A 7,419-nucleotide genomic window follows, 5' to 3' on the forward strand; every position below is an offset into this window, starting at 1 on the left:
TACGCCCTGCACCCCCATCCGGCCACGCCCATCCCGGCGCCCCAGACTCCGGAACCGTGCGAGCCGGAGTGGACACCGGCCATGCTGTCCGCCCCGCGCTGACCGGCATGTCCCCGGACCAACTGCACGACCTGGTTCAGACTCTGGCACCGGACGGGGACACCCAGCGCGGCCGCCCGCCCCACCTCGCCTTTCCCAACCAGGTCCTGGCCGCGCCGCAGTGCTCCACCTGCGCGTCAATCTGGCCGCGGAACCCCTCGCCGTGCTCTTCGGCAGAAGCCCCCACCGCCATGCACCGCACCCTGCTGAAGATCAGGAAACTGCTCGAAGCACATGGCATCGTCATCCCACCAGCGACCACCCCGCCCGCCGCCCTCGCACCCCTCCAGGGTCGGGTCCTCGCCCAGAGAAGCAATCCCAACAGCAAGATCAAGACGACGCGTTAATGATCTGCAAGCCCTTAGAGATGGTCTCGATTGGTGGATCGAAGTCTGGGTGCCCCGGCGGACTGCGCATCTCGACCTTGGTGCGACGATGCGGAGATGCGCGACCACAATGAACTGATCAACGTCGACGACCCTGCATGGCCGATCCTTCTTCAGGAGCTGGCTGACACCGACGTACCAGTTCAGGTGCTACTCGGCGATCCCGTGGCAGGCCGAGCCTCCCTGCTGCAGCTGCAGGTCTCCGCCCGGTCGAATTTGGGCGGCATCGTACTGAACTGCGGCGGTCTGCTCGTGGACGGTGGATGGCTTCGGATTTTTGGAAGTCCGAGCGAGGCCGGACTGCCTGGCCTGGCCGAGGTCAACGCGATGCCCTCGACATTCGATCCCTCATGGCGGCCCGGTGCTGGCCTCGTGGTTGCGCACGACGGCGAGCCAGGCGAGATCCTCTACTTCGCCCCTGATGCGCTCGGCTGGGAGGCATTGGGCGCCGGCCACTCGGCGTGGCTGTCTTGGATCTTCTCCGGAGGACTCCAGGAGTTCTATGAAGGCCTGCGGTGGGACGGCTGGCGTAGCGAGGTCTCCGTGCTGGACGGCCGGCAGGGGTTGTCGTTCTTCCCGCCGTTGTGGTCGGCCGAAGCCCGCCAGAATCTGCAAGCGACCAGCCGTCGCGCGGTGCCCATGGCGGAACTCCTTGGCCTGAGCCGCGACTCGTGCCTTCAGCTCGATGGCGCCGACCCGGGCTTCCTGGGAGTCGCATGATCCGGCTCACCCGTCCAGACGTCGATAGCAGATGAGGGTGGCGGCGATGCCGGCGAACGCGAGGAAGTGTTCGGCCTTGCGCTCGTAGCGGCGGTGCAGACGGCGACATCCAGCGAGCCAGGCCACCGTTCGCTCCACGGTCCAACGGTGGCGGCCCAGGCGCTGAGAGGATTCGATGCCCTTCCGGGCAATGCGCGGGGTGATGTTGCGGGAGCGCAGCCACCTTCGCAGGTGGTCGTATTCGTACCCCTTGTCGCCATGGCGTTTGCCGGGCCGCCGTCGCCGCGGTCCGTGGCGGGAGCGGATGGGCGGGATGCCGCGGACAAGGGGTTCGAGGCCCTGGCTGTCGTGAGTGTTCGCGCCGGAGATCCCGATCGAGAGGGGCAGACCGGACCGCTCGGTGATCAAGTGGATCTTTGAGCCCTTCTTGCCACGATCTACGGGATTCGGACCCGTCAGGTCCCCCCTTTGAGGGCCCGCATGTTCACCGAGTCGACCGCGCACCTCGACCAGTCCAGATCCCCGCGTGCACCGAGTTCATCCAAGACAACGCGGTGGAGCTTGCCCCGAACCCTGGCTCGGCTCCACTCGGTGAACCGACGGTGGGCGGTCGGTCCAGACGGACCGAATACCGGCGGCAGCTGCCGCCAGGTACAGCCCGTCGTGGCCACGAACATGATCGCCGCCAGGACCTCGCGATCACCGTGCCGCCGTCGGCCACCGCCCTGCGGACGCACCGGAGCGGCCGGGACCACCCGCTGAAAGAACTCCCACAACCCGTCCGGCACCAGACGCTCCACCCACGTCATCACAACAGCCAGCCTAGCGATCAAGTCAGTTGAGACGACCTCTTAGGTAGAGCACCGCGTCCAGCAGGTTCCGCAGGTCGTGGTGGAGCCGGTGCAGCTGGTCAAGGCCCCGGTCTGCTGCCACCGCTCCAGGCGCCGCCAACAGGTCTGTCCCGAGCCAATCCCCAGTTCAGGTGGCAGGAGTTACCAGGCGATGCCGTTGTGTAGGACGTGTAGGACGCCCTGCAGACACAGCCGGTCCGCCACCGGCAGCGGCCCCGGACCGCTCCGGCCAGGGCGGCAGCAGCGGCTCGATCCGTGCCCACAAGCCGTCATCCACGATCCACGGCCGAGTACTCACACCATCACAAACGACCGAATCATCACATCGGCTACGCCCGCCCAGGAGAGTATCTCAACAAGATCCTTTTACGAGCTCTACGTGTTCAATAGGAGCGACGAAATCTCGACTCCGCCTTGCATCCCGAAGCGAACTGCGACAGGAGGGTACAGGCCGATCGGCTGCACGAAAGTGCGCTCCAAACTGCATTGAATCACACCCCCATGGACCGTGCGACCCCCGGTAGAAATTCGAACAATTGAGCACGGTAGCTGCCATAGTGATATTTTAATCGTTAGCCAGACAGTCGATACAGAAGGATCTGACGCCTCAATGATACCCCGTGAATCTCTCGCAGAGTGCGTGCTATACGCAATCGACCAGTCCGCCGGAGACTTCTCGAGATATCAGAAGATCCCCCAGCGTCACGGTGTCCGCAGCTCCTTTTACGCATACTTGGAATTCAGTTCACATGTGGATTTCGAGCCGATATGCCGTGATGGCCGCTTCACGCCATTTGAGGACGAGTTCCTTCTTCGATGCGTGATTTACGCGGCCCGAAATTTCAGTATTCTCGAGGGCTTCCAAGAGTTCTGCGACGAAGTCAGAATCAATGGAGCCGACCTTCCAACGCCCGACCTGTCGGAACTGGCCAATGGGTATGCCGATACGCTAGCAGAATGGCATTCTGCATCGACACTCAAGAAAACCGAGGAACCAGGCGAGTTTCAAAAGTATGAGAAGCTCCTCTGGGATCGCAGGGATGCCATCTGGGAGATGAATCGGGAATTGACAGAAGAGATGCTGAACAATCGGAAGAAATTCGCACTCACTGTGATGCGCGTAACGATCTCGCCCTCCGGGCAGTACCCTGCTTTTCTGGCCAACCAGAAGGGGGATTTTCCTCCGCTAGGCGATGAATTTCTTGACCATGGATGGGCGAGCGAGGACTACAGTCTCGAGGGCCGGATAGACAAATCCGGTGACCCTTGTCTACTAACTCTGAAGGAGAAGGGGGTCGACCTTAGCAGTACGCTCCTTGAACATGTTTACTCAGAGCTCTACGGTCCAGAATGGCAGCGTGTCGTTTCCAAGCAACAGCAGCCGAGGGGCCGAACCCTCCCTAGCCAGGACGTGCCGAAGCAGGGAGCCTCCCACCCGCGAAAGAAGGAAGTCCCCCCCCAGGACGTACCGAAGCAGGCACCTCCCCACCAGTGGAAGCGGGGAGTCCTCCGCAGAGAAGTCCTCCGCAGTCGGAACGCGGTAGACAGCTACGGCGAACCCGGCCTCGAGTCGTGGAGGGAGGAGATCCGACGCGCCGCAGAGGCCGAGCGCGACGAGAATCCCCTCGGGGAACACATATTTACGCTGCTTCGTGCTATAGATAAAAAATATGCCGCTATCTGTGCGGAAAATAGCAGGACCCTGAAGGAGTGTCGCACTGTCACCGCCCTCATGATCATAAACCATGCCTTGCGATCTAGCCCTATGGTCTTCTTTCACGGGACGGACGCCTACTCATCAGTCGCTAATCTGCTAAGCCGACGGGCGCAGCTACCTGAGGGGAAAACGGTGCCCGGCTGGGTCGGCTCCACAGGGTTCACCCTGTCCGTTACGCGGAATGGGTCTATTCTCCGCGGTAGCGGAAAGATTTTCATTACAGAATACCACAACGACCATAAGGATGATATCCTGCGGGCCTTGCGACCTATAACGAAGAAGGCGATCACCTTCGGAATGGCAAGGTAAAAGCTCGTAACACGATCTTGAGTGAGGGTTGTTGAGGTGTCGCCAGCAGATGAGGCTGCAGGCGAGGGAGACGAGCGCGTTCGGTGCGGCGTTCCCATCGGAGGGCGAGTCGTTTGAAGTGATGCAGCAGCGCGAAGGTCTGCTCGACGATGTAGCGGAGTTTGCCCATGCCCTTGATGTTCGGGCTCCTTTGCGGGAGATGACGGGCAGGATCCGGTGTTTGCGCAGCTCATCGCGGTTGGGGTTGGAGTCGTAGTCCTTGTCGCCGAGCAGGGCGTCCGGGCGTCTGCGGGGGCGGCCGGGGCGGCCCGCCACTGGTGGGATGCCGTCGACCAGGGCGAGGGTCTGGGTGACGTCGTTGACGTTCGCCGCGGTCGTGATGACTTTCAGCGGGGTGCCGCGTCCGTCGCAGATCAGGTGGTGTTTGCTGCCCGTCTTCCGCCGGTCGACCGGCGACGGACCGGTGTGGCGCCCCCTTCTTCGCGTGGATGTGGGAGCCATCCACACACGCCCCGGACCAGTCGAGGGGGCCGGCCGCGTTCAGCTCGGCGAGGAGGATGCGGTGCAGTTGGTCGAAGCCCCCGGCCTGCTGCCAACGCTCCACGCGCCGCCAGCAGGTCTGTCCCGAGCCGAACCCGAGCTCCGGCGGGAGGAGTTGTCAGGCGATGCCGTTACAGAGGACGCCCACAAGCCCTCGCAGGCATACCCAGTCCGCGACCGGCAGCAGAGGCTCGACCGAGGCCCACAGGTCGTCATCCACGATCCGCAGCCCCCTACTCACACCATCACGAACGGCCGAACCATCACACCGGTCATGGCTGACCAGGGCATATCAGCAAGATCCTGTTACCAGCTTGACGCGATCTTTCCAGACAGCCTCGGCAGGACGGTTGTCGGCGGCCATCAGGATTGGCTCCGATCATCATCTTTCGGGACAACTCGGCGTAATGACTAGTCAAACTGATATCTGAAAAGGTGTGTTATGTAAGCGGATAGAGGGGTGGCGGCAGACAGTTCGCGCGGCTGAACCCGACCGGTTTCTCCTGGCCGACAAGCCATTCGGCCGCATCTTCGTCCACTCTCCCCCTCGGCGCACGGGGGCTTGTCACCGTCGCCTCATGGGGGCCTTTCCTGAACGGGCCCGCACTAATACACCGGTACTCTGCGTGGCACGTTGAATTGCTCCTGTCGGTGGCCTTGACTCAATTCGGCCGCGGGCCCGGAGTTCCGGCTACGGCCCGCGCTCCGTCACCGACAAACGGACGATTGGGAGTCGCTCACAGTGCCCCTGGCCTCCGACCGCACCGCCGACACCCCGGTATCTCTCGGTCACGCACTCGACAACGCCCGGATGTCGCGGCTGCACATGAAGTTCTGGCTGCTGGCCGGTCTCGGTATCCTCCTCGACGGCTTCGACTTCTTCATCATCGGCGTGGCCGGTCCGCTCATCGCCAAGGACTTCGGCACGGGTCCGGTCCAGCAGGGACTGATCTCGGCCTCGGCGATTGTCGGAGCCGCCGTAGGCGCAGCGCTCCTCGGCCCTCTGGGAGACCGCATCGGACGCAGCCGGATCTTCCAGGTCGACCTCTGGCTGTTCGTGGTGTTCTCTCTCGCCTGCGCCGCGGCCTGGGACACCTGGTCCCTGGTCGCCTTCCGGCTGCTGCTGGGCGTGGCTGTGGGCCTGGATTATCCGATCGCGGCGAGCTACCTGGCCGAGATCCTGCCCGCCCGCAGCCGTGGGCGCTGGCTGGTCGGTGCCTTCAGTCTGCAGGCCGTGGGCATCCTGCTCGGGGCGGCGACGGGCGTGGTGATCCTGCGTTTGCTGCCGGACGTCGATTCGTGGCGCATCATGCTCGGCTTCGGCGCCGTGCCCGCCCTGTTCATCATCGTGCTTCGCCGGAACATGCCCGAGAGCCCGCGGTGGCTCGCGCGCAACGGTCGTGAGCAGGAGGCGCGCGAGGTCGGTGAGACGATGACAGGGCTGTCGATCCTGCTGACGCCGACGGACCGTGAGCGGCAGGCGCCGCCGCCGGAAGGGGGCCGTGCCTTCGTTCAACCGCAGCTGTTCTCGCGCCGGCTCTTGCGGCGGACGGTCTTCACGACCGTCCCCTGGTTCCTGATGGACATCGCGACCTACGGGGTGGGCATCTTCACGCCCACCCTGCTCGCCAGCCTCGCACTGAACGGAACGGGCACCCCCTTCATCGCCAACGACATCGCCTCCACCGAGGGGACGGCCGTTCTGGACGTGTTCCTGGTGATCGGGTTCGGGCTAGCCATCCTGTTGGTCGATCGTACGGGGCGCGTCCCGCTCCAGCTGGCCGGGTTCGCTGTGATGACCGCCGCGCTGTGCTCGCTGGCCGTATTGGACCAGCTGTCCGCTTCCGCACCGGCTCATGTCGCGATGGTCTTCGCCAGCTTCGCGCTCTTCAACGTCTTCATGAACATGGGCCCCAACGCGGTGACGTTCGCGCTGCCCGCCGAGGTCTTCCCTTCCGACGTCCGCGCCGCGGGTCATGGCTTCGCCGCCGGCTGCGGCAAGCTGGGCGCCGCACTGGGCACTTTCCTTTTTCCCGTCCTATTGGCGAGTGCCGGGCGGACCGCCCTGCTCTACGGCGTGGCGGGAAGCTGCGCACTGGCATTCCTCGTCACGTTGGCCTTGCGGATCGAACCCGCCGGACGGTCCCTCGATGATCTCACCGGCGAGGAAACCACCGCGGTGCCGTCCCGGGTGACACCGCCGTAGGCGACGCGGGCAAGAGCCCGGTCGTTCAGCTCACTGAGGCGCGGGCTCCAGCCTGTCCATCCCCTCGTTTCGTAGAGTCCTCGTTTATCGGCCTCGAGTCCTTGGCGGGATCGGGCGCGTTGCTGACTGATCTCCTGCTCGAAGTCGGCCGGAGGGAGTCCGCCGGCTCGGCTGTGTCGGCGTCTGGTGTTGTAGAAGTCGGCGATCCACGTCGCGATCTTCAGGCGGGCCTCGACCCGGGTCGTGAAGCGGCGCCGGTGGGTATACCCGGCCTTGACGGTGGAGTTGAACGCCTCGGCGGCGGCGTTGTCGAAACAGGACCCCACGCGGCCCATGGACTGGACCACGCCGAGTCGGTCGCACAGGCTGTTGTAGGCGGCGGAAGTGTATTGGGCGAGTTCAACCAGTCGGTGCAACCGAGCTGTTGCAGCGAGCGAAGTTGTTCCTCGAAGACTTCGGCGGGTGTCCGCCAGCCGAGGATCTTGCGAGGGCGGTCGTTGATCGCCATGGCGACGGCTTCGAGGTCTGTGGGCGACCAGCGTGAGAGATCAGTGCCCTTTGGGAAGTACTGACGCAGCAGCCCGTTCGTGT

Annotated in this window: 4 protein-coding genes and 5 pseudogenes; 4 read left to right on the plus strand and 5 right to left on the minus strand. The window is 64.0% G+C overall.

Annotation, left to right across the window (positions count from 1 at the left end):
• Together AB0D66_RS33785 and AB0D66_RS33790 are read left to right on the plus strand one after the other, a co-directional pair.
• Window positions 1-446 (plus strand): annotated as a pseudogene (locus AB0D66_RS33785) (ISAzo13 family transposase); the annotation flags it as partial.
• A 96-nt stretch (window positions 447-542) separates the two neighbouring features.
• Window positions 543-1,205, plus strand: coding sequence for a DUF2625 family protein (locus tag AB0D66_RS33790; RefSeq protein ID WP_362310993.1), 663 nt, complete (start codon window positions 543-545; stop codon window positions 1,203-1,205).
• A gap of 6 nt (window positions 1,206-1,211) precedes the next feature.
• On the opposite strand, the gene AB0D66_RS33795 is transcribed toward AB0D66_RS33790, so the two are convergent.
• Together AB0D66_RS33795 and AB0D66_RS33800 are read right to left on the minus strand one after the other, a co-directional pair.
• Window positions 1,212-2,014 (minus strand): IS5 family transposase gene (locus AB0D66_RS33795; RefSeq protein ID WP_362310994.1). Its coding sequence is split into 2 segments (ribosomal slippage): window positions 1,212-1,666 and window positions 1,666-2,014, totalling 804 coding nucleotides; the frame shifts between segments, so codons are not numbered across the junction.
• A gap of 186 nt (window positions 2,015-2,200) precedes the next feature.
• Window positions 2,201-2,354 (minus strand): annotated as a pseudogene (locus tag AB0D66_RS33800) (transposase); the annotation flags it as partial.
• A gap of 312 nt (window positions 2,355-2,666) precedes the next feature.
• Between AB0D66_RS33800 and AB0D66_RS33805 the strand changes: the two are divergent.
• Window positions 2,667-4,082 carry a hypothetical protein gene (locus AB0D66_RS33805; protein ID WP_362310996.1) on the plus strand — a complete coding sequence of 472 codons (1,416 nt, stop codon included), beginning with the start codon at window positions 2,667-2,669 and terminating at the stop codon, window positions 4,080-4,082.
• A 42-nt stretch (window positions 4,083-4,124) separates the two neighbouring features.
• Here AB0D66_RS33805 and AB0D66_RS33810 read toward each other — a convergent pair.
• A pseudogene (locus AB0D66_RS33810) lies at window positions 4,125-4,851 on the minus strand (IS5 family transposase); the annotation flags it as partial.
• Between the two features lie 513 nt (window positions 4,852-5,364).
• Here AB0D66_RS33810 and AB0D66_RS33815 point away from each other — a divergent pair.
• Window positions 5,365-6,828, plus strand: coding sequence for an MFS transporter (locus tag AB0D66_RS33815; RefSeq protein ID WP_362310995.1), 1,464 nt, complete (start codon window positions 5,365-5,367; stop codon window positions 6,826-6,828).
• Window positions 6,829-6,989: 161 nt separating this feature from the next.
• Here the strand turns inward: AB0D66_RS33815 and AB0D66_RS33820 are convergent.
• A pseudogene (locus AB0D66_RS33820) lies at window positions 6,990-7,175 on the minus strand (integrase core domain-containing protein); the annotation flags it as partial.
• Between the two features lie 74 nt (window positions 7,176-7,249).
• Window positions 7,250-7,419 (minus strand): annotated as a pseudogene (locus AB0D66_RS33825) (IS30 family transposase); the annotation flags it as partial.

Origin of the sequence: Streptomyces sp. NPDC048270, from assembly GCF_040652335.1 — a bacterium.
Classification (GTDB): Bacteria; Actinomycetota; Actinomycetes; order Streptomycetales; family Streptomycetaceae; genus Streptomyces.

Bases quoted from the DNA above. Each gene is read 5' to 3' on its own strand.
- AB0D66_RS33790 (WP_362310993.1), top strand. From the start codon at position 543: ATGCGCGACCACAATGAACTGATCAACGTCGACGACCCTGCATGGCCG.
- AB0D66_RS33805 (WP_362310996.1), top strand. From the start codon at position 2,667: ATGATACCCCGTGAATCTCTCGCAGAGTGCGTGCTATACGCAATCGAC.